24 protein-coding genes and 1 tRNA gene are annotated in these 25,277 nt (G+C 60.5%); 11 read left to right on the top strand and 14 right to left on the bottom strand.

Annotated features, from left to right (window positions below; genetic code table 11):
- Positions 1-202 precede the first annotated feature (202 nt).
- On the top strand, positions 203-3,421 hold the full coding sequence (locus MF268_RS10715; RefSeq protein WP_238370859.1) for a reductive dehalogenase: 3,219 nt from the start codon (positions 203-205) through the stop codon (positions 3,419-3,421).
- 22 nt (positions 3,422-3,443) lie between these two features.
- Here the strand turns inward: MF268_RS10715 and MF268_RS10710 are convergent.
- A tRNA-Arg gene (locus MF268_RS10710) sits at positions 3,444-3,520 on the bottom strand.
- A gap of 70 nt (positions 3,521-3,590) precedes the next feature.
- Positions 3,591-3,902 (bottom strand): ETC complex I subunit, encoded by a 312-nt coding sequence (locus tag MF268_RS10705; protein WP_238370858.1) that lies wholly within the window; start codon positions 3,900-3,902, stop codon positions 3,591-3,593.
- A 229-nt stretch (positions 3,903-4,131) separates the two neighbouring features.
- Here MF268_RS10705 and MF268_RS10700 point away from each other — a divergent pair, with 229 nt between their 5' ends.
- Both MF268_RS10700 and uvrB read left to right on the top strand, forming a co-directional pair.
- Complete coding sequence (locus MF268_RS10700) at positions 4,132-4,875, top strand: gamma-glutamylcyclotransferase (RefSeq protein WP_238370857.1); 744 nt, start codon at positions 4,132-4,134, stop codon at positions 4,873-4,875.
- A gap of 79 nt (positions 4,876-4,954) precedes the next feature.
- Complete coding sequence (gene uvrB, locus MF268_RS10695) at positions 4,955-7,153, top strand: excinuclease ABC subunit UvrB (RefSeq protein ID WP_273544987.1); 2,199 nt, start codon at positions 4,955-4,957, stop codon at positions 7,151-7,153.
- 6 nt (positions 7,154-7,159) lie between these two features.
- On the opposite strand, the gene MF268_RS10690 is transcribed toward uvrB, so the two are convergent.
- Positions 7,160-7,429 carry a GlsB/YeaQ/YmgE family stress response membrane protein gene (locus MF268_RS10690; protein ID WP_238370856.1) on the bottom strand — a complete coding sequence of 90 codons (270 nt, stop codon included), beginning with the start codon at positions 7,427-7,429 and terminating at the stop codon, positions 7,160-7,162.
- 204 nt (positions 7,430-7,633) lie between these two features.
- Between MF268_RS10690 and MF268_RS10685 the strand changes: the two genes are divergently transcribed.
- Complete coding sequence (locus MF268_RS10685; protein ID WP_238370855.1) at positions 7,634-8,230, top strand: hypothetical protein; 597 nt, start codon at positions 7,634-7,636, stop codon at positions 8,228-8,230.
- Here MF268_RS10685 and MF268_RS10680 read toward each other — a convergent pair.
- Positions 8,227-8,805: a gamma-glutamylcyclotransferase family protein gene (locus tag MF268_RS10680; RefSeq protein WP_238370854.1), complete on the bottom strand. Its 579-nt coding sequence runs from the start codon at positions 8,803-8,805 to the stop codon at positions 8,227-8,229. The two genes, MF268_RS10685 and MF268_RS10680, sit on opposite strands and share 4 nt — an antisense overlap.
- Before the next feature lie 95 nt (positions 8,806-8,900).
- Here MF268_RS10680 and MF268_RS10675 point away from each other — a divergent pair, with 95 nt between their 5' ends.
- Positions 8,901-9,371, top strand: a complete 471-nt coding sequence (locus tag MF268_RS10675) for an RrF2 family transcriptional regulator (RefSeq protein WP_238370853.1) — start codon at positions 8,901-8,903, stop codon at positions 9,369-9,371.
- A gap of 6 nt (positions 9,372-9,377) precedes the next feature.
- On the opposite strand, the gene MF268_RS10670 is transcribed toward MF268_RS10675, so the two are convergent.
- Both MF268_RS10670 and MF268_RS10665 read right to left on the bottom strand, forming a co-directional pair.
- Positions 9,378-11,906 carry an ABC transporter permease gene (locus MF268_RS10670; RefSeq protein WP_238370852.1) on the bottom strand — a complete coding sequence of 843 codons (2,529 nt, stop codon included), beginning with the start codon at positions 11,904-11,906 and terminating at the stop codon, positions 9,378-9,380.
- The gene (locus tag MF268_RS10665) at positions 11,903-12,598 is read right to left on the bottom strand and encodes an ABC transporter ATP-binding protein (protein WP_238370851.1); all 696 of its coding nucleotides are present in this window, start codon (positions 12,596-12,598) and stop codon (positions 11,903-11,905) included. The genes MF268_RS10670 and MF268_RS10665 overlap by 4 nt, the downstream gene beginning before the upstream one ends.
- Positions 12,599-12,650: 52 nt before the next feature.
- Between MF268_RS10665 and MF268_RS10660 the strand changes: the two genes are divergently transcribed.
- Positions 12,651-13,292 (top strand): arylesterase, encoded by a 642-nt coding sequence (locus MF268_RS10660; RefSeq protein ID WP_238370850.1) that lies wholly within the window; start codon positions 12,651-12,653, stop codon positions 13,290-13,292.
- Between the two features lie 79 nt (positions 13,293-13,371).
- Here the strand turns inward: MF268_RS10660 and MF268_RS10655 are convergent, their stop codons facing one another.
- From MF268_RS10655 to MF268_RS10640, 4 genes are all read right to left on the bottom strand, one after another.
- Positions 13,372-13,581, bottom strand: a complete 210-nt coding sequence (locus MF268_RS10655; protein WP_088631995.1) for a cold-shock protein — start codon at positions 13,579-13,581, stop codon at positions 13,372-13,374.
- A 164-nt stretch (positions 13,582-13,745) separates the two neighbouring features.
- Positions 13,746-14,342, bottom strand: a complete 597-nt coding sequence (locus tag MF268_RS10650) for a DUF4329 domain-containing protein (protein ID WP_238370849.1) — start codon at positions 14,340-14,342, stop codon at positions 13,746-13,748.
- A 1-nt stretch (position 14,343) separates the two neighbouring features.
- A complete protein-coding gene (locus tag MF268_RS10645) occupies positions 14,344-14,901 on the bottom strand; it encodes a L,D-transpeptidase (RefSeq protein ID WP_238370848.1) in 558 nt (185 codons plus the stop codon).
- Between the two features lie 301 nt (positions 14,902-15,202).
- Positions 15,203-15,409 carry a cold-shock protein gene (locus MF268_RS10640; protein WP_238370847.1) on the bottom strand — a complete coding sequence of 69 codons (207 nt, stop codon included), beginning with the start codon at positions 15,407-15,409 and terminating at the stop codon, positions 15,203-15,205.
- Positions 15,410-15,841: 432 nt separating this feature from the next.
- On the opposite strand from MF268_RS10640, the gene MF268_RS10635 reads away from it, so the two are divergent.
- Together MF268_RS10635 and MF268_RS10630 are read left to right on the top strand one after the other, a co-directional pair.
- Complete coding sequence (locus tag MF268_RS10635; protein ID WP_238370846.1) at positions 15,842-16,819, top strand: response regulator; 978 nt, start codon at positions 15,842-15,844, stop codon at positions 16,817-16,819.
- 47 nt (positions 16,820-16,866) lie between these two features.
- Complete coding sequence (locus tag MF268_RS10630) at positions 16,867-17,328, top strand: transposase (RefSeq protein WP_238370845.1); 462 nt, start codon at positions 16,867-16,869, stop codon at positions 17,326-17,328.
- Positions 17,329-17,343: 15 nt separating this feature from the next.
- On the opposite strand, the gene MF268_RS10625 is transcribed toward MF268_RS10630, so the two are convergent.
- The 3 genes from MF268_RS10625 to MF268_RS10615 all read right to left on the bottom strand — a co-directional run bounded on the left by MF268_RS10625 (position 17,344) and on the right by MF268_RS10615 (position 20,659).
- Positions 17,344-18,054: a phosphatase PAP2 family protein gene (locus tag MF268_RS10625; protein ID WP_238370844.1), complete on the bottom strand. Its 711-nt coding sequence runs from the start codon at positions 18,052-18,054 to the stop codon at positions 17,344-17,346.
- 95 nt (positions 18,055-18,149) lie between these two features.
- Positions 18,150-19,805, bottom strand: a complete 1,656-nt coding sequence (gene ettA, locus MF268_RS10620; protein WP_238370843.1) for an energy-dependent translational throttle protein EttA — start codon at positions 19,803-19,805, stop codon at positions 18,150-18,152.
- A gap of 74 nt (positions 19,806-19,879) precedes the next feature.
- Positions 19,880-20,659 (bottom strand): hypothetical protein, encoded by a 780-nt coding sequence (locus MF268_RS10615; protein ID WP_238370842.1) that lies wholly within the window; start codon positions 20,657-20,659, stop codon positions 19,880-19,882.
- Between the two features lie 200 nt (positions 20,660-20,859).
- Here MF268_RS10615 and MF268_RS10610 point away from each other — a divergent pair, with 200 nt between their 5' ends.
- Positions 20,860-21,468, top strand: a complete 609-nt coding sequence (locus tag MF268_RS10610) for a nicotinate-nucleotide adenylyltransferase (RefSeq protein ID WP_238370841.1) — start codon at positions 20,860-20,862, stop codon at positions 21,466-21,468.
- A 177-nt stretch (positions 21,469-21,645) separates the two neighbouring features.
- Positions 21,646-23,148: a D-alanyl-D-alanine carboxypeptidase/D-alanyl-D-alanine endopeptidase gene (gene dacB, locus MF268_RS10605; protein WP_238370840.1), complete on the top strand. Its 1,503-nt coding sequence runs from the start codon at positions 21,646-21,648 to the stop codon at positions 23,146-23,148.
- Between the two features lie 2 nt (positions 23,149-23,150).
- Here the strand turns inward: dacB and MF268_RS10600 are convergent, their stop codons facing one another.
- Positions 23,151-23,519 carry a tellurite resistance TerB family protein gene (locus MF268_RS10600; RefSeq protein ID WP_088632377.1) on the bottom strand — a complete coding sequence of 123 codons (369 nt, stop codon included), beginning with the start codon at positions 23,517-23,519 and terminating at the stop codon, positions 23,151-23,153.
- Between the two features lie 177 nt (positions 23,520-23,696).
- Here MF268_RS10600 and MF268_RS10595 point away from each other — a divergent pair, with 177 nt between their 5' ends.
- Complete coding sequence (locus tag MF268_RS10595; protein ID WP_238370839.1) at positions 23,697-25,271, top strand: lysine--tRNA ligase; 1,575 nt, start codon at positions 23,697-23,699, stop codon at positions 25,269-25,271.
- Positions 25,272-25,277: the final 6 nt, after the last annotated feature.

Raw genomic sequence — 25,277 nt, 5'->3', positions numbered from 1 at the left:
CCATTGGCGATGCGGTCATGCATTTACTCTCTCCGCCGCCTGACTCGGCCATTCCGCACCACGCTGTCCGGAGTTCAGACCATGCGGGCTTTATATGCAGGTGGATACAGGTTGCCGCCGCCCAGCAATTCAGCAACGATCAGCCGGTGGCAAGCTTGCGCTGCCCTTTGTCTTGGGCAGCCAGTCGTAAGAAAGGTAGCGCATGGGCATTCGATTGTTTTCAACGAAGAACCGGGAGATGCACCTTGGGCCCTACCCGTTGGAACGCCTGTCGCGGATCGACGCGCTGCCGGATCTGAGCAGGGTAGAACCGGATGCCCCGCTGGATTTCCGAAATCTCGAAACGCCGCATTCCCTCGTCAACGCGATGGGCGAATATCAGGCCATGCTCGACGTGATCCGCGACGGGCTGGTGAACCCGGCCCTGTCCGGGGCGCCGACCGACCCGGAAGAACGGGCGCGGCACATGAAGGCCTTTGGCTATTTTCAGGACGCGTCGATGATGGGGGCCTGTCGGTTGCCCAGCGCCGCCTTGCTGGCGGAACCACGCCGGAACCCCGATATCGACCGGCTGGCTGATGACATCCGCAACAAGCAAACCAAGACGCTGGCCTCGGGCATTGATGAAATCATGGCGGGCCTGAAGGATTCCATCGAGCGGCCCTCTGGTTCGCTCAAAGGACACAGCCATGCGATCGTCGTGCTGGTGGAACACAACCGGCCGCCAAGGGCGGATGAACCGGGCGCGGAGTGGATCACGGACGCGCAGGACCACCGGGTGGCCCTGCGCGCGGCAGAGACCGCCGTAATCCTGAGCAACTACCTGCAATTGCTGGGCTTTCAGGCGCGCGCGCATACCGCGACCTCTTCTGACGTCGATCTCAACCGGCTGGCCGTCGCAGCCGGACTGGCCACGATGGAAGACGATGGGGTGATTGCTCCTTGGTTGGGGGCAGGTTTTGGCCTTGCTGCGATCAGCACCGACATGGAAATCGCGCCGGACAGGCCACTGGCCGCCCTGCGCGACCAACCTTGGTTTCGCACCAACGGGCCCGCGTGGTGGCTCGGCAAGGGCACCGTCAAAAGCGCGATGAACCGCGACCCTTATGCGCGGCGCAACTATGCCGACGGTGCCCTGCCGTTTGAGAAATTGAAACGTGTCGAGGAACCGACAACCTTCATCGACGAGGCGCGGGTTGCCCGCGTACCCAAGCGGACGGACATGTTCGCACGGTCCCAGTTCGGCGATCTTGGCAAAAAGGTCCAATCTCAGGCCGCTGGCGGCTGGTACGCCCGCAAGAGCGCCCATTCCTTTGCGCAGCGGCGGGTGCTTGGCGCGTTTGTCCTGCTTCAGGACGGTGACCCTGCTGCGAATGCGCCTCGCCCGTCAGAGGCCGAGCGCAATGCCGCCAACGTCAAGGCGGCCTCGTATTTCCTTGGCGTCGATGCGGTCGGCATTTCCCGTTGCCCGGACTGGACATGGTACAGCCACGACGCGACCGGGGCCGAGATCGTCCCGCCGCACGATCAGGCGATTTCGATGATCATCGATCAGGGCTACGAGACGATGGAAGGCGCGAGCGGCGACGACTGGATCGCCGTATCCCAATCGATGCGGGCCTACCTGCGGTTTTCCCTGCTCGGCGGGGTCATCGCCAAGCAGATCCGCAACCTCGGCTATTCCGCCAAGGCGCATAGCGTGCTGGATGGCGAAGTGCTGCAACCGCCGCTTCTTCTCCTGTCGGGGCTGGGCGAGGTCAGCCGCATCGGTGAGGTGATCCTTAACCCTCTTCTCGGGCCGCGCCTGAAATCCGGCGTGGTAACCACCGACATGCCGCTGGCCCATGACAAGCCCATCGATTTCGGCCTGCAGAACTTCTGCGAGAACTGCAACAAATGCGCGCGTGAATGCCCGGCGGGCGCGATCACCGCCGGGCCCAAGCGTATGTTCAACGGTTACGAGATCTGGAAATCCGACAGCCAGAAATGCACCACTTACCGGGTCACCACCGAGAACGGTGCCATGTGCGGTCGCTGCATGAAAACCTGCCCGTGGAACCTCGAAGGGCTGTTCGCCGAGAAACCCTTTCGCTGGGTGGCTTCCAACGTACCTGCCGCCGCCCCCGCGCTGGCGCGGCTGGACGACATGGTCGGGAATGGCGGGCTGAATGATACGAAAAAATGGTGGTGGGATCTCGAGCTGAAACCCGACGGCGGCTATCGCGCGCCGGAACAGCCTGTGAACCGGCGCGATCTGCAACGTGATCTCGATCTGAAATACGAGGATCAGACGCTTGCCGTCTACCCAGCGAACCTTGCGCCCTGGCCATGGCCCTATCCCTTTCCGATGGACCGCGAGGCCGGAATCAAAGCCTATCGCGAGATGATCTCTGCATCAGAATACCGCGACCGGCTGGCACGCGGCGAGACGGATGGTCTGGCCCATGAACGGCAGGAATTCCCCGACGCGCCCGTGATCATGGCGCGGGTATCGCGGGTCGAGCAGATGTCGGCGGGCGTGACGAAATACGAATTCACCGCATGGGACGGCAGCCCGCTGCCAGGCTGGACGGCGGGGGCGCATCTGGATGTCGTGGTCACACCTGAATACCTGCGCCAGTATTCCATGTCAGGCGATCCGGAGAATACCGACAGCTACCAGATCGGCGTGCTGCGCGAAGACACGGGGCGCGGCGGATCGCGGATGCTGCACCGGATCTTCAGCGAAGGCCGCCGGGTTTTTATTTCGAAACCGATCAATCACTTCGACCTTGTCGAAGAGGCGGAAAAGACCTTTCTGATGGGCGGTGGGATCGGGGTCACGCCGATGATCGCCTTTGCCCACCGGTTGCACGCCTTGGGCCGCGACTTTGAACTGCATTACTCGGCCAGCCGAAAGGCCGATGCCGGTTTCCTTAGCGATCTGCGAGAAGTCCCCTGGTCTGCCCGGGTCAGCACCTATTTCTCGGATGAGGGCAACCGCGCGGACCTTGCGACGATCCTCGGACCCTACCGCACGGGACGGCACGTCTATGCCTGTGGCCCGGTCCGCTATATGGACAACGTGATGGAGGCCGCGACGCATCTGGGTTTCCCCGACGCTGCCCGGCATCTGGAATATTTCTCGGTCCCCGAAGAGCCGGAGTACGTGAACCACGACTTTACCGCGCGACTGGCACGTACGGGACGCGAAATCGCGGTTCCCGCCCAGCAGAGCCTGTCCGACGCGCTTCAGGACGCCGGTGTGAAGCTCGACGTCAAATGCTCGGACGGGATCTGCGGGGTGTGCAAATGCGGGCTGCTCGAGGGTGAGGTCGAGCATCGCGATTTCGTCCTGTCAAAAGCCCAGCGCGCGCATGAAATCGTGACCTGCAAGTCCCGCGCCGCCGCGCCGAACGGCGTCATCGTGCTGGACCTTTGACAGGCTGGTTGTGTCTGAAAACTGGCGATCCCGGGAGGACTCGAACCCCCAACATCCTGATTAGAAGTCAGGTGCTCTATCCAGTTGAGCTACGGGACCGCTGGGCCTGTTCTTGCGCGGTTTGGCCCCGGGTTCAAGAGCCAAGCGCATCTGAATTCGGCCGGATCGCCTAGTGGGTCCAGGCACCACGGCGGTTGGTCGCGAAATTTTCGCCGTAACCGCCCTTGCGGATATTGGGTTTGCGGGTCTTCGGCTCGATCACCAGCACCTCGAGGCCATGATCCTCGGCATAATCAAGCGCCGCTTCCTTGGTGTCAAAGCGCAGCTTGACCTGACTCTGCGTGTCGCCGGAGGACGTCCAGCCCATCAGGGGATCGACCGAACGGGCGCTGTCGGGCGCGAATTCAAGCACCCAGTTGCGGGTTCTGGCGGTTCCCGACTGCATCGCGTTTCGGGCAGGTTTGTAGATGCGTGCGCGCATTGCATGACTCCGTCTGATCGCTGGCTTTATCGTGGATTTCACGCGCCGGGGCAAGCTCTTGCTCGGCCCGGGCGGCGCCATGACGCGGGCATCTGCGTAAATGCGTGGCGCAGGGCGCTGGCCGGGGAAAGATTTGATCGCCCTGCCCCGGCCGATCCTGAAACGGCCATTGAAGCCGCGCCGCGGCTGTCCCACATTATGCGGACGTCAAGACGACAGGAGCAGCTATATGTCCTTCGGGGCCAACGCCTTTCAGCATGTCCCATCACTTCGGGACCGGATCATGCCACCAGAAACCTCGCCGATGCGATTCAGCTATGACCGCTTTGCAGAGCTGGACGAACAGGCGCGGATCGAAGCCTGGCCACCGGGCTGGCGGATGAGCCACGAGGACCGCGAGGCGAACCGGCGCGAAGTGCTCAAAGACCGGCTGGACCAGGATCTCTGGGTGTTTGCCTATGGCTCGCTGATCTGGAACCCGGCGGTCTATTTCGATGAAATCCGACGGGCGACGCTGATCGGGTGGTCGCGCCGGTTCTGTATGAACCTGACAAGCGGACGCGGCACCTATGACTGCCCCGGCCTGATGGCGGCGCTGGACGAAGGCGGACGCTGCGACGCGCTTGCTTTTCGTATCCCTGCCCGGCTGGTCGATCAGGAAACCGAGCTGATGTGGATGCGCGAGATGTTCTCGGGCTCTTATTGCCCGGTGTTCCTCGACGTATCGACGCCGCAGGGCGATATCGAGGCGCTGACCTTCGTGATGGACCGCGACAACGAACGCTACTGTCCCTCGCTCGGGCTGCAGGAAGCTGCAAAACGGATTGCCACCGCCGAGGGCAATCTAGGGCCCAATTTCGAATATCTCGAATCGCTGATGGAGCATCTCGACGAGCTGGGCATCAGGGATGTCGGGCTGGAGGCGCTTTACCGACAGGCCTGCGAGGTCAGGGAGAGCAGCAAGAAAAGCTGAGACATGCCATGATCCGGGGTTGAAACCCGGACAAAAGAGAACAAATCTGGAACTCTGCCCCTCAGAGCGAGCTGCCGCGATGCCCTTTGCAAATTCCGACAAATCCATGCCGTTGATGAACACGCCGCAGGCCGACGTGCGGCGGCGTGAAAAGCTTGAAGGCGGCAAGAAGATCGTCATGCACAGCGAATTCGCACCGGCGGGCGACCAGCCGACCGCGATTGCGGAGCTGACGCAGGGGATCAAATCAGGCGAAAAGGACCAGGTTCTTCTGGGCGCCACGGGCACCGGCAAGACCTACACGATGGCCAAGATCATCGAGGAAACCCAGCGCCCGGCGATCATCCTTGCCCCGAACAAGACGCTCGCCGCGCAGCTTTACGGGGAGTTCAAAGGGTTCTTCCCCGAGAACTCGGTCGAATATTTCGTGTCCTTCTACGACTACTACCAGCCCGAGGCCTATGTGCCGCGCAGCGACACCTATATCGAGAAGGAAAGCCAGATAAACGACCAGATCGACCGGATGCGCCACTCGGCCACGCGGGCGCTTTTGGAGCGGGACGATGTGATCATCGTCGCCTCGGTGTCCTGCATCTATGGTATCGGCTCGGTCGAGACCTACGGCGCGATGACACAGGATCTCAAGGTCGGCTCGAATTACGACCAGCGGCAGGTGATGGCCGATCTGGTGACCCAGCAGTACAAGCGCAACGATCAGGCGTTCCAGCGCGGGTCGTTCCGGGTGCGCGGCGACAGTCTTGAAATCTTTCCCGCCCACCTTGAAGACCGTGCATGGAAGCTGTCGTTCTTTGGCGAAGAGCTTGAGGCGATTACCGAATTCGATCCCCTGACCGGGGAGAAGACCGGTAATTTCGACCAGATCCGGGTTTACGCTAATTCGCACTACGTGACACCCAAGCCCACGCTTCAGCAGGCGATTGTCGAGATCAAGAAGGAACTGCGCCAGCGGCTGGATCAGCTTGTCGGCGAAGGCAAACTGCTCGAGGCGCAGCGGCTGGAACAGCGCACCAATTTCGACATGGAGATGCTTGAGGCGACCGGCGTCTGCAACGGGATCGAGAACTATTCGCGCTATCTGACGGGCCGCGCGCCGGGCGAGCCGCCCCCAACCCTGTTCGAATTCATTCCCGACAACGCGATCGTCTTTGCCGATGAATCCCATGTCTCGGTGCCGCAGATCGGCGGCATGTACCGGGGCGACTATCGCCGCAAGTTCACGCTGGCCGAACACGGGTTCCGCCTGCCCTCGTGCATGGATAACCGTCCGCTCAAGTTCGAGGAATGGGACGCGATGCGGCCGCAGTCGGTCTTTGTTTCGGCCACCCCGTCGAAATGGGAGATCGAACAGACCGGTGGTGTATTCACGGAACAGGTGATCCGCCCGACCGGTCTTTTGGATCCGCAGGTCGAAATCCGGCCCGTTGAAACGCAGGTTGACGATCTGCTCGACGAAATCCGCAAGGTGACGGAACGGGGTTATCGCACGCTGGTAACCACGCTGACCAAGCGCATGGCAGAGGATCTGACCGAATACCTGCACGAACAGGGCATAAAGGTCCGCTACATGCATTCGGATATCGACACCCTTGAGCGGATCGAAATCCTGCGTGACCTGCGCCTGGGTGCTTTCGACGTGCTGATCGGGATCAACCTTTTGCGCGAGGGGCTCGATATCCCAGAATGCGGGCTGGTTGCCATTCTCGATGCCGACAAGGAAGGGTTCCTGCGCTCGGAAACCTCGCTGATCCAGACCATCGGCCGGGCGGCGCGGAATGCCGACGGGCGCGTCATCATGTATGCCGACCGCATTACCGGTTCGATGGAACGGGCGCTGTCTGAAACCGATCGCCGCCGCGCCAAGCAGATCGCCTATAACGAGGAACACGGGATCACGCCGGAAACCGTGCGCAAGAATGTCGATGACATCATGGCCGGTCTCTATCAGGGCGATGTGGACATGAACCGCGTCACCACCAAGATCGACAACAAGCTCGCAGGTGGCAATCTTCAGGCGGTTCTCGACGGTCTTCGCACGGACATGCGCAAGGCGGCCGAAAATCTCGAATTCGAAGAAGCCGCGCGGCTGCGGGACGAGGTCAAGCGGCTTGAAGCTGTCGACCTCGCCGTGCATGACGATCCGCTGGCCCGGCAATCCGCCGTGGAACAGGCCAGCGAGGCTGCGGTAAAGAGCAAGGGCCGTTCCACCGCCGGCCGGCCCGGCCAGCACGGCGGCAATGTCAAACGGCGCAAGCGCTAGGCCGGGTCAGCGAAAGATCATCTTGCCGAGCACCAACAGGATAATCGCGCCCAGCACCGCCACCGCGATGATGGCGAGCAGCCCACCAGTTGCAAGGATCGTAACGCCCAGTGCTGCCAGAATGAATGGCAACAGCACTGCGCCCGCAACGCCAAGCGCCATATAGGCGCCCGTGTTGCGCCCGGCCAGCCGTCCGGCGATCCAGCCCGCCACCAACCCGATGATCGCGAGGATGATCAATGTCATCGCGCCGACCGTATCAAGGAAACCTTCCATCTTGCCCTCTCGTCCGGACGAACCGGTATAGCTGCTTCATTTGATGGACAATCTAGCGCAGTTTCGGGCCAAGTCATTAGGGAACAAGGAATATCACCTTTATGCCTTGGCCCGGTCATCTGTGTGACCTAGTTCATTGTTCTGACCGAGCTGGGTGATAGAGTGGCCCTCTAATTCTTCTTGCTTCGGAAACTGAGACGTCAAATGCGGTTGTTGTTTTCTCTTGTTCTCGCGCTAGTTGTCGCGACGCCGATGAACGTTCTTGCATGGGGTGCCGGCGGCCAGACCTTCGGCGCCAACAAGGGTTTTTCACGGTCAACCACATCGCAAGCCGTGCGCAACCTGACCGAAGGTGTCGCGACCTGCCATAAGCTTGGATGGGCCTATCGCTATGACTGCTACAGCAAGACTTACGGCAATGTGGCCCGTGATCTTGATCGAAATTCGGCCTATGCAGACGCAGCACAGGCGCTGCGAGACGTCGAAACCCGTTTGAACGAAACCATCGACCGCAACGTGGACAGCTCGAAACCGCAGATTCGCCAGCAGGGTCAGACCTATCGCGCGATCCGCAAGGAGTCGGTTGCGCAGGCGAAGCGGGAATTCCTCTCGGCGCTGGACGATGCCGAAACCAAGCTGCTCAGGTCGCCCGATGACGGGGACGCGCATTTCGCCCGCATTGCGCAGGCGATAAACACCAACAAGGTGCTGTTGCGTTCTGCCCTGCTTGGCGCGCCGCAAGCGTTCCGGGTCGCGGGTGCCATGATCTATAAGCAGATTGCCGTACTGGCGCGGAGTTAGTCAGGCTCCTGCGCCCAGTTTACCCCGATCCGTTTCAGCCGGGAATCCACGAATTCACGCTCTTCCTCGCTTAGCTGCTGGTGACGCGGGTAACGCGGTGCTGCCCGATCGTCATAGATCGGCGTGTCCCAGCCCGAGGTGGTCTCAAAGAACCGGTCAGCCCCGTCAGGCCCGAATACCTTCAGATAGCCCTGTACCACCACGTCGATATAGCTAAGCCAGATCGGAAACCGGTCGGCTGATTTCGACTGTCGGTCATCCGGCACCGCATAGACCGAAATTTCGGCAACATCCGTGACCTCATGGGTGACGGAATCGCTGGCGTCGACCCGATCATAGGCCCATTCGCGTTCGTCCAGCGCCTCCCAGTCGCTACCGGGCACGCGGGCGATCAGCCCCTCGATCTCGCAGTCCGGATCGGACACCGCTGTAAGAAACGCCACCTTGCGCAGCTCCGTTTGCCCCCATGCGCGCCGCCAGCCTTTCAGACGTGCCGGGGCGGGATGGGGGTAGTCATGCGTCGCACAGTTCACGAGACTGCCGTAACCAAAGAAATAGGGGTCTGCACCTGCCATAAATTCCTGCCTGTCCTGTTCTCAATTGATGCATGTCAAATAATGTTTTCGCCCGATGTGCAACCATGAGCCGTATTGGAGAAAGGTTGAATCACGTGCGTATTACAAAAAGAACCAATATCGCCATGCGCGTCTTGATGCATTGCGCGGCTAATCCGGGACGCCTTGTAACGAAACACGAAACGGCCTCTTGCTGCCACGTGTCCGAAAACCATCTGGCGCAGATCGTCAACCAGCTGAGCCAGCTTGATTTTCTGGATACCCGGCGCGGGCGCAATGGGGGCTTTACGCTGTCGCGTGACCCGGACGAGATCACCGTGGGCGAGGTGTTTCGCCAGATTGAGGGCGAAAGCTCACCGATGGTGTGCCTTGCGGGTCAGGATGAGAATTGCCCGTTGTTCGATGCTTGCTGGCTGAGAACCGCCCTGCGGGACGCGACTGAGGCGTTCTTTTCCCACCTCGATACGATAAAGCTCAGCCAGCTGATCGATGGGAACGCGCCCTTGCAGGACATGCTGCGTCCGCTTGAGCATCTTTCCGAGCGGCGACAGGCCTGCCCGGTCTGAGGCAGGTCATTCGCGCGCGCGAAGCACTTGTGCCGGGCGGGCGGCAAGCGGTCGCCATGCAAACAAGAGCCCGGCCAGCAATGTTGCTAGCACGCCGCCAAGAATGACGCCCAGTGCCGAGCCCCAGATCACCGTATAGCCCGTGTCAAAGATGAACCGGCTGACAGCCCAGCCTCCGATGATCCCGGCGGCCAGCGCCACCACCCCCGCCGCCAGACCGAGCAGGGCCGAGCGCAAGGCGAAGCTGGCCATGATCCGCGACCGGCCTGCCCCCAATGTCTTGAGCACTGCGGCCTCGTAGGTACGGGCGGTTTCACCCGCCGCCGCCGCACCGATCAGCACGAGGAAACCGGTCAGCAGAGTCGCACCCGCGCCATAGGATGTTGCAGCGGCGAGACTGCCCAGCACTTCGGAGACACGCGTGATTGCATCGCGCACCCGGATCGCGGTGATGTTGGGATAGGCGGTGGCAAGGTCGCGCAGGATCTGCGCTTCGGCTTCTTCCTCGGCATAGACGGTAGAGATGAAAGTATGCGGCGCTCCGGCAACGGCACCGGGGTTCATCGTCAGCACAAAGCCCATGCCCGCGTTCGAGAAATCGACCTCGCGAAAGCTGGTGATCGTCGCGGTGATGTCCCGGCCAAGAATGTTGACCGTCAGGGTATCGCCAAGGTTCAGACCGATCTCGGCCGCCTCTTCGGCGGCAAAGCTGATCTGCGGCGGTCCGTCATAATCGCCACCCCACCAAGTGCCCTCCGTGACACGGGTCCGGTCGGGCAGTTCACCGGCATAGGTGATACCGCGATCCCCCCGCACGACCCAGTGTGATCCGGCGACTTCGCTTGCGGGACGGCCATTGATCTGGGTGATGACGCCCCGCATCATCGGTGCCGTATCGATCCGCGACACCGCCGGGTCGGATTCCAGCCGCTCCATAAAGCCGGGCATCTGGTCCTGCTGGATATCGACAAAGAAATAGGACGGCGCGATATCCGGCAATTCGCCCGAGATCGCGTTGCGCAGATTGCCGTCGATCTGGCCAATGGCCGCGAGCACCGAAAGACCGAGCCCAAGGGAGAGCACGACCGAAACCGCTCCTTCGCGGGTGCCGGAAATCGCCGAAAGCGCCCAGCGCAGGGCGGGTCTGCCCCGGGCCAGCCCGCTTGCGTTACGAGCCAGAAAGCGGATCAACAGCGCGGCGCAGGTCAGCAGCATCAGCGCTCCGACTAGCCCGCCCGCCGTCCAGAGCGTCAGAAATGCCGTGCCGCTGAACCAGATCGCGACACCGATGAGCGCCGCTATACCCAGCAGGATCGCGATCAGGTAGCGCATCGGCGGCAAGAGCCGGGCCGAGGATAACGCATCGCGAAACAGGGTTGCGGCGCGGATCTCCTCGGCACGGGCGAGCGGCCAGAGGGTAAAAATAAGTGCGGTCAAAAGACCATAGATCGCGGCCTCGATCAGCGGTCTGGGGTAAATCGCGAATTCCACGGGAACCGGCAGCTGCGCCTCGACCAGTGGGCCAAGCAAAAGCGGCACCATCGATCCGAGCGCAAGCCCGAGGCCGATGCCGATCAGCGACAGCACGCCGATCTGGATGAAATACGTCAGGAAGATCGTGGAGCGTTCCGCGCCCAGCGTCCGCAAGGTCGCGATCACGCTGGTCTTGCCGTTGAGATAGGCCCGAACCGCCGAGGCCACGCCGACCCCGCCCACGGCCAGCCCCGAAAGACCGACCAGCACGAGGAAGGCCCCCATGCGTTCGACGAAACGCGCGGTACCGGGTGCACCGTTGCGGGAATCCCGCCAGCGCAAACCGGTTTCACCAAACCGGGATTGGGCATCGCTGGCGATAGCGGTCAGATCCGTATCCGGCGGCAGGTCAAGGCGATAGTTGGTCTCATAAAGGGTGCCCGGCGCCAGAAGCCCGGATGCGTCAAGCGCGCGGGTCGCCACAATGGTACGCGGCCCAAGACCGAAACCGGCCGAGGCATTGTCGGGCTCGCGCACAATCAGGGCCGAGAGGATGAATTCCTGCTCCCCCAGCCTGAACCGGTCTCCGGCGGAGAGTCCGAGCCGGTCGGCCAAGACACGTTCCATGACGCCGCCGGGCGTCCCATTTTCTCCGGCCAGCGCCTGCTCCACCGGCATGTCGGGGGTCAGTTCCAGCGTGCCGATCAAGGGATAGGCATCATCGACTGCCTTGACCTGCGTCAGCGCGCGTTCGGTGTTATCGCCTTCGCCAACCACGGCCATCGACCGGAAATCGACGACTTGCGAGATTGCGAGCGCGTTCTGCTCCATCCACGCCATTTCGGCGTCGGACGCAAAGCGGTAGGTGAATTCCATCTCGGCATCGCCGCCGAGCAGCGCCGCGCCTTCGCGTTTCAGGCCACCTTCGATGCTCGACCGCACGGTGCCGACCGCCGCGATGGCGGCCACGCCAAGGGCGAGACAGGCAAGAAAGATGCGAAACCCGTGCAGACCGCCGCGCAGCTCTCGCCGGGCGAAGACCCGCGCCGTCCGCAGGCTCATTCCGCGGCGTCCTGCTGGTGTTCTGGCGCGATCTGACCGTCACGAAGACGGATGACACGGTCGCAACGGCGGGCAAGGTCGCCTGAATGGGTGACAAGGACCAGCGTCGCGCCGTGGCGGTCGCGCAGACCAAAGAGCATCTCCATGATCGCCGCCCCGTTGGTTTCGTCGAGGTTTCCAGTAGGCTCATCGGCCAGAAGGATGTCGGGACGCGGCGCCGAAGCGCGCGCAAGCGCCACGCGCTGCTGTTCGCCACCGGACATCTGCGCCGGGTAATGATCGGCGCGATGCGCCAGCCCCACGGCCTCAAGCTCGGCCTTGGCGCGGTCGAAAGCGTCGCGCTTGCCGGCGAGTTCCAGAGGCGTTGCCACGTTTTCCAGCGCGGTCATCGTGGGGATCAGGTGAAATGACTGGAACACGACGCCCATGTGATCGCGGCGGAACCGTGCCAGCGCGTCCTCGTTCATCGAGGTCAGGTCCCGGCCCAGCGCGGTGATTGTCCCGCCGGTCGCCTGTTCCAGACCGCCCATCAACATCAAGAGCGAGGACTTGCCCGAGCCGGACGGACCAATCAGGCCCAGCGTTTCGCCACGAAGAACATCAAGGGTTATACCATGCAGGATATCCACCCGACCGGCATTGCCATTCAGCGACAAAGCCGCATCTTGGAGGGAAAGGACTGCTTCGGTCATGAGCCTCGGATCGATTCAAGTCGGTTCCAATTGATATGGAGTGGATAGCGCGATGCACAAGATACTGCTGAGCATTGTTTTTATTTGCCACGCCCTACTCGCCCGTGCCGAGCCGGTCACAATCGCGGCATTGGGCGACAGCCTGACGCAAGGCTATGGGCTGGCGCAGGGCGACGGGCTTGTGCCCCAGCTTGAGAAATGGCTTGCCGATCAGGGCGCCGAGGTGAAGCTGATCAACGCGGGCGTTTCGGGCGATACAAGCGCGGGCGGGGCCGCGCGGGTAAACTGGACCCTCACGCCGGAAGTGGATGGCATGATCGTCACACTTGGCGGCAACGACCTCTTACGCGGGATCGATCCAGCAGTGACACGCGGCAACCTCGAGACCATCCTTCAGGCGGCCGACGAGGCGCGGGTCGAGGTGCTTTTGATCGGGATGGAAGCGCCGGGCAATTTCGGCGCCGCCTACAAGGAGCAATTCGAGAGCAATTACGCAGAGCTGGCAGACGCCTATGGTACGCTTTTTATACCGAGTTTTTTAGGCGGCCTGGCGGGTAAGGGTGCCGATCCGGCAAGCCTTGGCGCCTATATGCAGACCGATGGGATTCACCCGAATGCCCAAGGCGTTTCACGTATCGTGGCGGCCATTGGACCCGAAGTTCTCCAGCTGATCGAACGCATCAGTACGGATTGACCGAGTCCAAATAAAAAAAGCCGGACATTTGTGCCCGGCTTTCAACGCTCTTTTGAAGAGCAAATTTCTTGAGTCTGGCTTAGTCGGCCAGCGCGATATTAACCGCAGCTTCGCGGCCGTCGCGACCGGGTTCGACATCAAAAGTCACTTTCTGATTGTCGGCCAGTCCGGTCAGACCCGCGCGTTCGACCGCGGAAATATGGACGAAAACGTCCTTGCTGCCGCCATCGGGGGCGATGAAGCCGAAGCCTTTGGTGGTGTTGAACCACTTGACGGTGCCAGTAGCCATCGTCGTTTCTCCTATAGTCAGTCTGCCCACGGTATGTGGCAGGTCGGCAAAGTCACCAGATCGAGAACTGAGCCGTATTAAGGAGCAGTGAGGTCGATAGCATAACGTCGCACCCTCAGTAAAAAGCGAAACCCGTTTTTAATGCAAGGGATTCGTATTGCCCATTACGGTCGCGCCTCAAGTTTCACAAGTTCTTCATATGTATAGGATTCCGCGATCAAACCATCGTCACCCGGGCGGAAATCGGGATCCTGCGGCAGACAACCGATGCCGCAGAGCTGCCGGGCCGTTCCGGCGCGCGAGTCGATATACCAGAGACGTCCGCCCGGCGTAGCCACGTAGCCGTTCACGTTTTCGATCCGGTCGCTGTCCATATCCAGCACGGTCGGAAACTCGGCAGGGACATCTTTCGAATAGGCGCCATGGGTATGCATCGACGCGATTGGAAAGGAATCTCCCATGGGCAGGTAGGGCGTGCATCCGTCGTAACCGCCCTGGATCATTTCGGTGAAGCCAAGCTCGCCATTGCGGTATTGCATGAGATACCCGCAATATTCGCGGTCTGTCTCGAATGATCGGAGCTGCGGCTGGGCGAAAGCGGCGAGGACGCGCGCCAGTTCATCGGGGTCAGGGTCGACCGGACGCCTGTCGGGATAGTCGATCATACCGACCGCCATAAGTGCCAGCATGACCAGCACCATCAGACCTACGCCCGCGAACCGGATTTGATCGAGACGTCGTTTTGCAGAGATATCGCCCACATCAAAGCACCGTGACCACGGTTCCGATCGGCACCCGATTATATAGATCCACCACGTGTTCGTTCAGCATGCGGATACAGCCGTTGGAAACAGCGTGCCCGATGGTCGATGGCTGGGTTGTGCCGTGGATCCGGAAATAGGTATCGGCGCCATTCTGGAACAGGTAGAGCGCGCGGGCACCCAGCGGATTGTCGGGACCACCCGGCTGCACATAGTCGTTATCCGCAAACTTCGCGTATTCGCGCGGGCTGCGTTCGATCATTTCCTGCGTCGGTCGCCAGGTCGGCCATTCCTTCTTGACCTGAATTACGGCGGTGCCGGTGAATTCAAGCCCGGCCTTGCCGACACCGACGCCGTACCTGATTGCCTTTCGCTCCTCGGTCACCAGGTAGAGATAAAAGGACCTCGGCAGCACCAGTAATTGCCCCGGTACATAAAGCTTCTTGATGCGGACCTCTTGCGGTGTCGGATCAAACGCTTCTCCGGTTTGTGCCTGAATGGCGTGAGGCGCGGCGGCAGTGGCTGCGAGAGCGGACAGGAAGGTGCGTCTTGAAAACATCGCGGGTCCCATTAATCGCCATACCTTAACAATCATTATTGTTGCGGCGGCCCGGCCAAGCGGTCAATCGCCTCGCAAAAATGTGAGTGTGGGTCAGGGTCCTGCGAAGTCTTTCCACGAATGCGAAAGATTTCCCGACGCTGAGGGTCGGTCACGAACATATTGGGCGAAAGCGATGGGAACGGCACGGTAGAAACAGCTGTTCGACGTGCAGATCAGGGGGCAGACACTGTAACGGTCCGCAGCTACGCAAGTTTGCGTAGGTGCCGGGCGTGCAATGCACACGCCCGGCAGATATATCTTAGGCCAGTGCCAGGTTGGTCGCGCTCTCGCGACCGTCGCGGCCTGCTTCGATATCGAAGGTAACCTTCTGGTCGTCCTTCAGGCCGGTCAGGCCAGCGCGCTCAACGGCAGAAATGTGGACGAAAACGTCCTTGCTGCCGCCATCGGGTGCGATGAAGCCGAAGCCTTTAGTGGTGTTGAACCATTTCACGGTGCCAGTAGCCATATCCGTGTCTCCTTTTGATATGCTGCCCGCTTGATGCGGCAACTCGGCGTAGTCGGTCTGGATCGAAGACTGAAAACCGAATTAGGGGAGACAGTGGGTCGATATAGAAAAACGTTAGCGGCCCGCATATGGCAGAGCCGTTGATTTCTGGCAAGTTATTTTTCGAAAAGCCATTCTTATAGCGAACTACAGCCGATTTGGTGGATGATAAGCACAGTCCTGTGTCCGAGTTCACAGATCGGACGGCTCAGAACCGGCATATCCCGGAGAGAAGTCAGAGCGGGAAGCTCTAATGTCTTCCCCATCTGCTCGCCGCCGCAAAAGGTCAACTTCCTGTCCAATTCCGGCCCCTTTTCCCGGGCACATGGTTAACAGAATTGAGAAATCCCGCCGCGAAAGCACGTCGGGACCACAGGAGCCTTGGGCAAAAGAATGCGTATTCTCGCAGTTGATGACGATCCGATCATCCACGACCTGCTCAGGGACGGGCTGGCGTCACAGAGTAACATCGATCTGACCTGCGTCGAGAGCGCCGAAGATGCGCTTGAGGTACTGCAGGGCGCCGAAAAGCCTTTTGACACATTCCTACTTGATATTCTGCTACCGGGCACCGACGGCATCGAGCTTTGCCGCGATATTCGGGCGCTTGATGAACATCGCACGACGCCGATCATCATGATCACCGCAAGCCGTCAGCCGGAACAGATGCAACGCGCTTTTGATGCCGGTGCCACGGATTACGTGACCAAGCCCTTCGACAGTCTTGAACTGAGCACGCGGGTGAAGCTCGCGGCGATGCTGAACGAGACAATGCAGCGCGACAAGCGCAGCCAGCGTCAGCTTGAGGAACTCAACCGCCTGACCCGGATCGAGTTCGAGGATCGGCTCGCGCTTGGAAATGTCGACGGTTTCCTCGACATGCTGGAAATCGAGAACCAGCTGCTGCGCAGTACCGGTGCATGCTATGCCATGAGCCTGATCGCGGTCGAAATGACCGGCGCGCAGATCCACTTCAATTCGGTCAGCCCGGCGCAGTTCCGGCATGACATCCAGTCTGTCGGCAGCGCCCTTGTCGAGAGCATGCCGGCGGATCGTACCCGCATCGCCTATGCCGGTCGCGGCGTATTTATCGCTATCCAGCACGGCCGCAAACGAGTCGACGTAAAGGCGCTCGAAACCGAGATTGCCCGCAACCTTGAGACTATCTGGCATCCGCTCAGTGACACGGCGCGCGGCGCGCCGCATCTGCGCACGGTCGAGATATCGACGAACCGTCTCTGGTCGGGTCTGGCCGCAAGCGACACGCTCAAGGCCTATCTCGACAAGCGGAAAAGGGTACCAACAGTCGATCATGCCGAAGAGGCGAACCTGTTTGCGGCGATGCGAAAGCGCATGTTCCTGCCGGGCTGAGTGAAAAATTAACCTATCTTTAACTATCAACATGGACGATTCTAGTGATGATGCAGCTTACGCGCCCCTCCCCCGCCGGTAAAACGGCCTCCCTGACGTTCACCTTGCGGGGCGACGCTGGCTTCACACTGACCGACAAGTATGACGCGCTGCGCGCAGCCATCCGCTTTACCGGGCAGAAAATGCCATTTTATTCAGATGCTTGCGTTGCGCTGCCCGATCAATTGCTCTGCGTCTGGACCTTGCCCGCTGATGACAGCAATTTTGCGATCCGCTGGCAGACCATCAAGAACCGCTTTGCCTCGGCCGTTCTGGATATCGAGACCGAGACACGAAACATCTGGACTCCGGGCGCTAACATGCAGGAACTCACCAGCATCGTCGATTATGCCGATGCCGTGCGTCGTTGCTGGTTTGCACCAGTTGAGCGGGATCTTGCCGTCACACCCGAGGGTTGGGCGTATTCCTCCATCCACCGCGAAGATGCCGAAGCGCAGATGGCGGCCTGAAACGGGGCCGCGTTCTCAGGCGGCTTTCCGGTCCGGTTCGATTTCGCCTTTGGACGCCAACCAGCTTGCCAGCATAAGCCAGGCAAGCGCCCAGCCTGCGCCAGCGGCCCACCCGGCAAGCACGTCGGAGGGCCAGTGCACCCCCAGATAGACGCGGCTGCATCCGACCGCCGCAGTGAGGCACACGGCCAGCGCCACGTAGAGCACCTTGATCCTGGGTCGGGGTTCCACCCGCGCCAACATCACGGCCAGCGTCAGATAGGTCACTGCCGCCATCATCGAATGGCCCGATGGGAAGGAAGCGGTCGCGACCTCGACCCCGTGAGGCACCAGATCGGGACGCGGGCGGCTGAACAGCATCTTTGACAGATGTGACAACCCCTGACCGCCAGCGATCGCTACCGCGACGATACCGGCTGAACGCCGGTTGCCCTTGAGCGCCAGAAACAGGATGACGGAGATCGTGAGGATGCTGAGCACGGTGATGCCGCCGAGCGCGGTCAGATCGCGCATCATCACCTCGACCGCGCGAGGGCCGATGGGATCGGACAGATCAGCAGGGTTGCGCAACGCGACCAGTATCGTGCGGTCGAACGCTTCGAGGTCGCCCTCGATCATTTCGGATGCCAGTGCGCCAAAGGCCCAGATGGCGCCAGCGATGATCACAAGGGAAGCAAGAGTGACGGCTTCGAAGCGGTGGAAAATGTCGCGCAAAAAAGAAATCAATGAAAAGAACCTCTGGATTGGGCTGCGCGGCGGGCCGACCAGCGCTCAGCCCTCCAGTTAGGGCGGGACGGCGTTTCCGCCATCCCGCATTCGCTTTATCGGGCGAATTTCTTATGTTTGAGACGCTTGGGTTCCAGCGCGTCATCGCCAAGGCGGCGCTTCTTGTCTTCTTCATAATCTTCGAAGTTGCCTTCGAACCATTCCACATGCGCTTCGCCTTCGAAGGCGAGGATGTGGGTACAGATACGGTCGAGGAAGAAACGGTCGTGCGAAATGACCACCGCGCACCCGGCGAAATCGACCAGCGCGTCTTCGAGTGCGCGGAGCGTTTCGACGTCGAGGTCGTTGGTCGGTTCGTCAAGGAGCAGAACGTTGCCGCCTTCTTTTAGAAGCCGCGCCATGTGCACACGGTTGCGCTCCCCCCCCGAAAGCTGGCCGACCTTTTTCTGCTGGTCGCCGCCCTTGAAGTTGAACGAGGAACAATAGGCGCGCGAGTTCACCGAAGCATCGCCCAGTTCGATCACTTCGGCCCCGCCCGAGATGGCCTCCCAGACGGTATCGGTCGCGTTCAGGTCATCGCGCGACTGATCGACATAGGACAGGTCGACCGTATCGCCGTATTCGATGCTCCCCGCATCCGGCTTTTCCTGCCCGGTCAGCATCTTGAAGAAGGTCGACTTACCGGCACCGTTCGGGCCGATCACACCGACGATCCCGCCGGGCGGCAGGGCAAGGCTCAGATCCTCGATAAGAAGCTTGTCGCCCATCGCTTTTTTGAGCCCTTCAATCTCGATCACCTTGCTGCCAAGGCGCGGACCGTTCGGGATGACAATCTGAGCGCGCGTCAGTTTTTCGCGCTCTGACTGATCGGCGAGTTCGTTATAGGCCTGGATACGCGCCTTGGATTTCGCCTGACGAGCCTTTTGACCCTGACGCATCCATTCCAGTTCGCGTTCCAGGGTTTTCTGCTTCGACTTGTCCTCGCGGGCTTCCTGTTCCAGCCGCTTGGCTTTCTGTTCGAGCCAAGCGGAGTAGTTGCCCTCGTAGGGAATGCCGCGTCCCCGGTCGAGTTCGAGGATCCAGCCGGTGATATCGTCAAGGAAATACCGGTCGTGGGTGACGATCAGGATCGTCCCCTTATAGTCGATCAGGTGCTGTTGCAGCCACGCGATGGTTTCGGCGTCGAGGTGGTTGGTCGGTTCGTCGAGCAGCAGCATGTCAGGCGCTTCAAGGAGCAGCTTGCAGAGCGCCACACGACGACGTTCACCGCCCGAGAGCGATTTCACATCCGCGTCGTCCGGCGGGCAGCGCAGCGCTTCGAGAGAAACGTCGATCTGGGCGTCGAGATCCCAGAGGTTCTCGGCGTCGATCTTGTCCTGCAGCTCTGCCATTTCCTCGGCGGTCTCGTCCGAGTAGTTCATCGCCAGTTCGTTGTAACGCTCGAGGATGTCTTTCTTTTCCTTGACGCCCAGCATGACGTTTTCGCGCACGTTCAGGCTCTCGTCGAGCTGAGGTTCCTGCGGCAGGTAGCCGACCTTGGCGCCCTTGGCGGCCCAGGCTTCGCCGGTGAAATCCTTGTCAATCCCGGCCATGATCTTCATCAGGGTGGACTTACCGGCGCCGTTGACGCCGACAACACCGATCTTGACGCCCGGAAGGAAGCTCAGATGGATGTTTTCAAAACACTTTTTCCCACCCGGATAGGTCTTTGATACGCCTTCCATGTGGTAGACATATTGATAGGCTGCCATGACTGGATTCCGTTCGTTTGAATGAGGTTTCGCGCGCTTCTAGTGGATATCGTGCGCCCCTGCAACGCGGCTTGCTACGGGGTCTTCCACTTGGCGCGGGTGCTTTCGGTGATCGGCCAGACTGCTTTGCTGTTGTCAAAGTGGTGACACCGCGCCCCTTCGGAATTGCGCCCTGCACTGTGGTTGAGACAAGTCGCCAGCGCCGCGACGATATCAGGATCCGTATTTGCTGCCAGATCGACTTCGTTTCCCTCGATATGCCGGCTGAGCGCCGAGAAATCCGCGCTTTTGTTTAGCAGGGCGACGAACTTTTCCTTGTTCTTTTCCTGTTTCAGGATGTCGAGCTGTTCGCGCAATTTCTCGTTCTTGGCGAGATAGGCGTTGTCCTTGCCGCGTCGCAGATGGCTTTGCCAGTTGGTGTACAGGGCTTGAACCTGTTGCGGCTTGCTGCGCTGGCCCGACAGAATGGTGATAGGTTCGCCGAAATGCGCCGAGACCTCTGTAAGGATGTTCAGGATCTTACGGTCTATGCCAGAGGTTTTGCCCGCCACCTGCCCGGCAAAGGCGGTTTCGGCCTCGGGTTCGGGCGTCGGCGCGGGTTCCGAGGAGATCGCGAATTTCTTTCGCGCCTGTTTGCCGACCATCTTGGATATCTTGGCGCTTGCGACCTCGGCGGGTTCGTTCTTTTTCTGGCTGGCATCGAAATAGCGCGCAAAGAGTTCTTTTACGAAAGGTGCGATTTCAGCGGTGGTCGCATCGGACGCCGCAGCCTCGTCCTCCAGCCTGGCGATCAGGTCATCGCAGGCGGAATCTCGTATCGCGAGGGCGGCGGAATTGTCGGCTGCAGTGTCCATTTCGGGCTCCGGTCTGGGCGGTCTCGCGCCACACTCATTGCGTACCGGGAGTTTACCGGGATCATGGCGAGGCGTCAAAACCCCAAATTCAGCCGCTGGAAGCGTTTCGGAATTTTGCCGGGCGGTAGCAATACCGCTTTCAACCCATTGACAATCCTACGCGCCACGCCAGAACAAGGGACGTTCATCCGGGGAACGCCGTGTCCACATCGATACCTTTCGCGAGACCGGGCCAGACCATCGGCCTGTTCGGCGGATCTTTTGATCCGCCGCACGAAGGCCATGTGCATATCACGCGGCAGGCCCTGACGCGCTTTGGGCTGGATCGGGTCTGGTGGCTTGTCTCGCCGGGCAACCCTCTCAAGCCGCGCGGTCCTGCACCGCTGGATCGCAGAATGGCCGCCTGTCGGGCGATCATGAAACACCCCCGCGTCGATATCACCGATATCGAAGCAAAGCTGGGCACCCGCGCAACCGCCGAGACCGTGACCGCCCTGCGCAGCCAGTATCGGGGCGTGCGCTTTGTCTGGCTGATGGGGGCGGATAATCTGGCGCAGTTTCACCTTTGGCAGGATTGGCGGCAGATCATGGATACGGTGCCAGTGGGTGTGCTCGCCCGACCCGGTGACCGGATTTCGGCCCGGATGTCGCCCGCCGCGCGCATCTATGCGCAGTATCGGATCAGCCCGGCGGCAAGCCATTTGCTTGCCCATTCGCTGCCGCCAGCCTGGTGTTTCGTGAACGTGCCGATGATGGCGCTTAGTTCCAGCGCGATCCGTGCAAGAGGCGACTGGTCGTCGGCATCTTAGCCTTTAGTGATTTGGAATTTAAGCTTTTCGCGTCAATAGTTTAAAGCTTTGAGGCAAGCTGGATGTCAGGACGTTTACCCACAGCGCTCGGCGGTGGCGATGACCGCGGGTCACAGCCGTTAAAAAAGCAAACATATCCTGCTTGTCCCGGAACAAATGGTGAGGTTAAGTATCGGCATGCTGAGGAATATTTCGCGTCGATCCCTTCTTGCCGGTCTTGGCGCCGTGGCAGCGACCGGACAGGCTTTTGCCGGTGCCCCGGCGCGCTCGCTTCGCCCGCATCTGCGCGGTCAGAAAGATCGGCTGCCCTATTTCGAACGCCCCGAGGATTTGCTGGAAACCGCTGGGATCAGCGGCGATCTGGCGTGGTCCGTTGCGGATGTGAAAAGCGGTTTGATCCTTGAATCGGTGCAGGGCAGCACCGGGTTGCCGCCAGCCAGCGTCGCCAAGGCGCTGACGACACTTTACGCGCTGGAAACGCTTGGCCCCGAATATCGGTTCAAAACGCAGGTTCTCGCCCGGGGCAGGCTTGAGAACGGCGTTCTGGCCGGTGATCTGGTGCTGCGCGGCGGCGGTGATCCGACATTGACGACCGATGCGCTGGCCCGTCTTGCGGCCGATCTCAAAAAGCTGGGGCTGCGCGAGGTACGGGGCGAGTTCATCGTCGATGACGCCGCCCTGCCCTATACACGCAGCATAGACGAAGGACAGCCCGATCAGGTGGGGTACAGCCCTGCCGTGTCGGGGATCGCACTGAATTTCAACCGGGTGCATTTCGAATGGAAAGCGGTGTCGGGCGGATACAACGTCACGATGGATGCCCGAACCGAGCGCTATCGTCCCGATGTTCAGATGGCGGTCATGAAAGTGGTCGACCGTTCCATTCCTGTTTACACCTATGCCGACAGCGGCGGCAAAGACAGCTGGACCGTAGCGCGCGGGGCGCTTGGCAACGGCGGTGCGCGCTGGCTGCCGGTTCGTCGACCGGGCGCCTATGCCGGGGATGTGTTCCGCACACTCGCCCGCGCCAATGGCATTGTCCTGCCACCTGCGCGGATCGCGGGAATCGGCTTGGAAGGCACGGAAGTTCTGGCCGAGAACAGCAGCGCCCCCCTGCCGCTGTTGCTGCGCAACATGCTCAAGTATTCCAACAATCTGACCGCCGAAATGATCGGGATGACGACGAGTGCGCAGTTACTGGGCAAACCGCCTGCCTCGATGAAAGCTTCTGCCGAGAAGATGAGCCGATGGGCCTCTGAGCGTTTCGGCATGAAGAACACGATGCTCGAGGATCATTCGGGCCTGGGTGACGATTCACGCATGACGCCCGAGGATCTTGTTGCCGCTTTGGTCGAGGCGCGGCGCACGGGGATTCTGCTTCCGCTGCTGAAGTCGATACCGGTGCTCGATTCCAAGGGGCGGCTGGTCAAATCCTCCCCGATCAAGGTGCAGGCCAAGACCGGCACACTGAACTTCGTCTCGGGACTGGGCGGGTTCATTACCGCGGCTGACGGCACCGAGCTGGCATTCGCAATCTTTGCCGCAGACAGCAAGATACGTGCGAGTCTGTCGCGGGAAGAGCGTGAAAGGCCCAGAGGCGCGCGCCATTGGAACGGTCGCGCGCGCATGTTCCAGCAAAAGCTGATCGCCCGCTGGGGCGCTCTCTACGGGAGCAGCTGACTTTAGGTCAGGTGACGGGCACGCGCACCGCGTTCGATGGCCGCCGCGTGCAGCCGATCGATATTGAGTTCATAACGCATTTCCTCAAGCAGGCGCAGTTCCGGTTCAGCAAGGGTGCCGTCTGCCGCCGCCACATCGCAAGCCAGCGCGTAACCGGTTTCGAACAGGCGTTCCGGCAGGTTGTCGCGGATCAGGCCAAACAGGGCATCAAGCCCGTCTTCCTGCTCGAAGAGGTCAAAGACGATCTGGGTGATCGAATTGATCCGGTCATCGTCATAGCCCGAAAAGACCGGCAAGAGGTTCACCGCAGACTGGATTTTGACCAGTTCTGCCGTTCTAATGTTCCCGTCCGACGCTGAGACTGCGATCATCAGGGCGAGCAGACAGTCCTGCGAACTGAGCGGGTGGTTTTCAGAATTGTCCACGATGATGCATTCCTTGTTACGCGGTTTTCGCTGTGATGCAGAATATTGACGCCATTGGTCCAGCACAATAGGTAGCGGCGTCAGGTCGCGCGGGGTGTGCGACCGCAGAACCCGGAGAGCACCATGTCTGAGACACGCGACGCGGCACTTGCCTCGAAAGCCTGGCCTTTTGAAGAGGCACGCCGGGTGCTCAAACGGTATGAAAAAGCGCCACCCGAAAAGGGCTATGTGCTTTTTGAAACAGGCTATGGCCCAAGCGGTCTGCCCCATATCGGCACCTTTGGCGAAGTCGCGCGGACGACAATGATCAAGCGCGCCTTTGAAGAGATTTCCGACATCCCGACCAAGCTGATCTGTTTTTCCGACGACCTCGACGGGATGCGCAAGGTGCCGGGCAACGTGCCCAATCAGGAAAAGCTGAAGGAACACCTGCAGGAACCCCTGACCACGGTCCCCGATCCGTTCGGCGAATACGAAAGCTTTGGCCATCATAACAACGCGATGCTGCGGCGGTTCCTCGATACTTTCGGGTTCGAATACGAATTCATTTCAGCCACCGAATTCTATCGCTCTGGTCAGTTCGACGAGGTGCTGCTGCTTGCGGCAGAGCGCTATGAAGACCTGATGAAAATCATGCTGAAGTCGCTGCGCGAGGAGCGTCAGCAGACCTATTCGATCTTCCTGCCGATCCATCCGGAAACCGGCCGGGTGCTTTACGTGCCGATGAAAGAGGTGAACGCCAAGAACGGCACGATCACCTTTGACGACGAGGAAGGGCGCGAATGGACCCTGCCCGTCACTGGCGGCAATGTGAAACTGCAATGGAAGCCGGATTTCGGTGCCCGATGGGCCGCGCTTGGCGTCGATTTCGAGATGTATGGCAAGGATCACTCGACCAATACGCCGATCTATGATGGCATCTGCCGGACGCTGGGCGCTAAGGCACCTGAGCATTTCACTTACGAGCTGTTCCTTGACGAAAACGGCCAGAAGATTTCGAAGTCTTCGGGCAACGGCGTCAGCATCGACGAATGGCTGACCTACGCGAGCACGGAATCCCTGTCCTATTTCATGTACCAAAAGCCCAAGACGGCCAAGCGCATGTATTTCGACGTGATCCCGAAAGCGGTGGACGAATATCACCAGCAGTTGCGGGCCTACCCGACGCAGGATCTTAAGGCGCAGTTGAATAACCCGGTCTGGCACATCCATGGCGGTAATGTCCCGGAATCGACGCTGGTCGTGCCGTTTGCCATGCTGCTTAACCTTGCTTCGGTTTCCGGGGCGCAGGACAAGGCTCAGCTCTGGGGCTTTATCAACCGCTATGCGCCTGAGGCCTCCGCCGAAAGCCATCCGGATCTGGATAATGCCGCCGGATTTGCCATTCGCTATTTCAATGACTTCGTAAAACCCACGCGCAAGTACCGCGCGCCGACAGATCAGGAACGCGAGGCGCTTGAAGCGCTTCGGTCCGAACTGGCCGCCTACGAAGGTCCGCAGGATGACGAGGCGCTGCAGTCGATCGTCTATGCCGTCGGTCGCGAGAGGTTCGATCCGATGCGCGGCTGGTTCACGGCGCTTTACGAAGTACTGTTGGGTGCGAGCCAGGGACCGCGCTTTGGCGGTTTCATCGCGCTGTACGGTGTCGATGAAACCATCGCGCTGATCGACAAGGCACTGGCTGGCGAATTGGCCTGATCTGGC

This window comes from Heliomarina baculiformis, from assembly GCF_019966545.1.
Taxonomy (GTDB): domain Bacteria; phylum Pseudomonadota; class Alphaproteobacteria; order Rhodobacterales; family Rhodobacteraceae; genus Heliomarina; species Heliomarina baculiformis.
Note: the sequence above shows the minus strand (reverse complement) of the source record. Positions and strands in the feature narration are given on the sequence as shown.

Coding starts and splice junctions, on each gene's coding strand:
- MF268_RS10600 (WP_088632377.1), bottom strand. CDS start 23,519: ATGATCGCAGTCTCAGCGTCGGACGGGAACATTAGAACGGCAGAACTG.
- MF268_RS10700 (WP_238370857.1), top strand. CDS start 4,132: ATGTCCTTCGGGGCCAACGCCTTTCAGCATGTCCCATCACTTCGGGAC.
- ettA (WP_238370843.1), bottom strand. CDS start 19,805: ATGGCAGCCTATCAATATGTCTACCACATGGAAGGCGTATCAAAGACC.
- MF268_RS10690 (WP_238370856.1), bottom strand. CDS start 7,429: ATGGAAGGTTTCCTTGATACGGTCGGCGCGATGACATTGATCATCCTC.
- MF268_RS10670 (WP_238370852.1), bottom strand. CDS start 11,906: ATGAGCCTGCGGACGGCGCGGGTCTTCGCCCGGCGAGAGCTGCGCGGC.
- MF268_RS10685 (WP_238370855.1), top strand. CDS start 7,634: ATGCGGTTGTTGTTTTCTCTTGTTCTCGCGCTAGTTGTCGCGACGCCG.
- MF268_RS10635 (WP_238370846.1), top strand. CDS start 15,842: ATGCGTATTCTCGCAGTTGATGACGATCCGATCATCCACGACCTGCTC.
- MF268_RS10705 (WP_238370858.1), bottom strand. CDS start 3,902: ATGCGCGCACGCATCTACAAACCTGCCCGAAACGCGATGCAGTCGGGA.
- dacB (WP_238370840.1), top strand. CDS start 21,646: ATGCTGAGGAATATTTCGCGTCGATCCCTTCTTGCCGGTCTTGGCGCC.
- MF268_RS10615 (WP_238370842.1), bottom strand. CDS start 20,659: ATGGACACTGCAGCCGACAATTCCGCCGCCCTCGCGATACGAGATTCC.
- MF268_RS10595 (WP_238370839.1), top strand. CDS start 23,697: ATGTCTGAGACACGCGACGCGGCACTTGCCTCGAAAGCCTGGCCTTTT.
- MF268_RS10640 (WP_238370847.1), bottom strand. CDS start 15,409: ATGGCTACTGGCACCGTGAAATGGTTCAACACCACTAAAGGCTTCGGC.
- MF268_RS10660 (WP_238370850.1), top strand. CDS start 12,651: ATGCACAAGATACTGCTGAGCATTGTTTTTATTTGCCACGCCCTACTC.
- MF268_RS10655 (WP_088631995.1), bottom strand. CDS start 13,581: ATGGCTACTGGCACCGTCAAGTGGTTCAACACCACCAAAGGCTTCGGC.
- MF268_RS10680 (WP_238370854.1), bottom strand. CDS start 8,805: ATGGCAGGTGCAGACCCCTATTTCTTTGGTTACGGCAGTCTCGTGAAC.
- MF268_RS10665 (WP_238370851.1), bottom strand. CDS start 12,598: ATGACCGAAGCAGTCCTTTCCCTCCAAGATGCGGCTTTGTCGCTGAAT.
- uvrB (WP_273544987.1), top strand. CDS start 4,955: ATGCCCTTTGCAAATTCCGACAAATCCATGCCGTTGATGAACACGCCG.
- MF268_RS10630 (WP_238370845.1), top strand. CDS start 16,867: ATGATGCAGCTTACGCGCCCCTCCCCCGCCGGTAAAACGGCCTCCCTG.
- MF268_RS10715 (WP_238370859.1), top strand. CDS start 203: ATGGGCATTCGATTGTTTTCAACGAAGAACCGGGAGATGCACCTTGGG.
- MF268_RS10645 (WP_238370848.1), bottom strand. CDS start 14,901: ATGTTTTCAAGACGCACCTTCCTGTCCGCTCTCGCAGCCACTGCCGCC.